The organism is Vallitalea longa, assembly GCF_027923465.1.
GTDB lineage: Bacteria > Bacillota > Clostridia > Lachnospirales > Vallitaleaceae > Vallitalea > Vallitalea longa.
The window spans coordinates 1-1,573 of the sequence record NZ_BRLB01000042.1 but is presented as its reverse complement, the minus strand read 5'-3'; the positions used below and the strand labels follow the sequence as shown (position 1 = coordinate 1,573).

General features: G+C 34.1%; 1 protein-coding gene. It reads left to right on the top strand.

The window, feature by feature from the left end:
• Positions 1-248 precede the first annotated feature (248 nt).
• Entirely contained in the window at positions 249-1,424 is a 1,176-nt protein-coding gene (locus QMG30_RS24700) for an IS110 family RNA-guided transposase (protein ID WP_281819897.1), read from the top strand.
• Positions 1,425-1,573 lie beyond the last annotated feature (149 nt).

Here is a 1,573-nt window from a genome sequence, read left to right as displayed (position 1 = left end):
TCCTCGTATTATATAGTAGTAGTGTTTATAGTCCCTCTCCAAGGACTGTATGCTATACTATTGGAGATACTGTGGATTGGTTTCATCCTCCTACCACTTGATGGTTCCAGAAAGGCTCCAACCACAGACTCATTGTATATTTGTTAATCAGTTAGATACCGCATGACGGTTTATTTAGAACGAGGTTACAATCGCAAAGAGTATCCGTGGTTCCAAAACAGTATCAAATACATTTAAGGAGATTTATTATGATATACGTAGGTATTGATGTTTCTAAGGATAAGCATGATTGCTTTATCACTAATTCAGATGGCGAAGTGTTATATAAAGCATTTACCATTCCAAACAATAGAGATGGTTTTGATGAACTTTACCAGAAGATTGAATCCGTTACAGTTGTTTTAACTAACGTAAAAGTAGGCTTAGAAGCCACTGGACACTACAGCTATAACATCTTGGGATATCTTCTTAATAAAGGTCTGACCACCTTTGTTATCAATCCGTTACATACCAATCTTTACAGAAAAAGTCTAAGTCTTAGAAAGACGAAAACGGATAAAGTTGATGCCCGTACGATTGCTACTATGCTCATGTCTGATGTGAACTTAAAATCCTACTCAGACACATTTTACCATAATGAAGAGTTAAAATCATTAACTCGTTATCGTTTTGATAAAGTAAAAGAGCGAGCAAAATTAAAATCGTCTATTTCTCGTCTTGTTACAATTCTTTTCCCTGAACTTGAGAAGCTTGTTTCAACACTACATACAGCATCTACTTATGCTCTTTTATACGAATTCCCTAGCGCTTCATCCGTTGCTAATGCTCACCTTACAAGGCTTACTAACCTTTTAAACACCTCTTCTAAAGGTCGATATTCAAAAGAAACAGCAATTCTTTTTAGAGAATGTGCAAGAACATCTATAGGTTCTCATATGCCCGCAAAATCACTTGAATTAAAGCATACCATCAAATTAATATATGAATTAGATAACCAAATTTCTGAAATTGAATCAGAAATTAAAATCATTATGGATGACATCAATTCTCCTATTCTTAGCATTCCTGGCATTAGTTATCGTATGGGTGCTATGATTCTTGCTGAGATTGGTGACTTTAATAGGTTTTCATCCGCTGATAAAATCCTAGCATTTGCTGGAATGTCCCCATCTACATATCAGTCAGGGAAATTAGAATCAAGTTATTCCCATATGGAAAAGCGTGGTTCTAAATATTTGCGATATGCATTGTTTAACTCCACGAAATTTGTTTGTAATTGGGATCCTACATACGCTGCTTATCTTTCCAAAAAGAGAGCCGAAGGTAAACATTATAATGTTGCAATTACTCATGCCACCAAGAAACTAGTTCGCTTAATATATCAACTAGAAAAAAGTGGTCAATTATATAAACAAGTTTCTTAATTAGTTTTCTGTAAGTATCTCTTTTTTGAGCACCTGTGAAGATGCTCTATTTGCCATGCAATTTTCAGTGTTCAAATTTGTTTAAATGTTTTTAAGTGTTCAAACAAAATAATTTATTTTAGTCTTGACTTTTAATAGTTAGTCTTTCT

Bases quoted from the DNA above. Each gene is read 5' to 3' on its own strand.
- QMG30_RS24700 (WP_281819897.1), top strand. From the start codon at position 249: ATGATATACGTAGGTATTGATGTTTCTAAGGATAAGCATGATTGCTTT.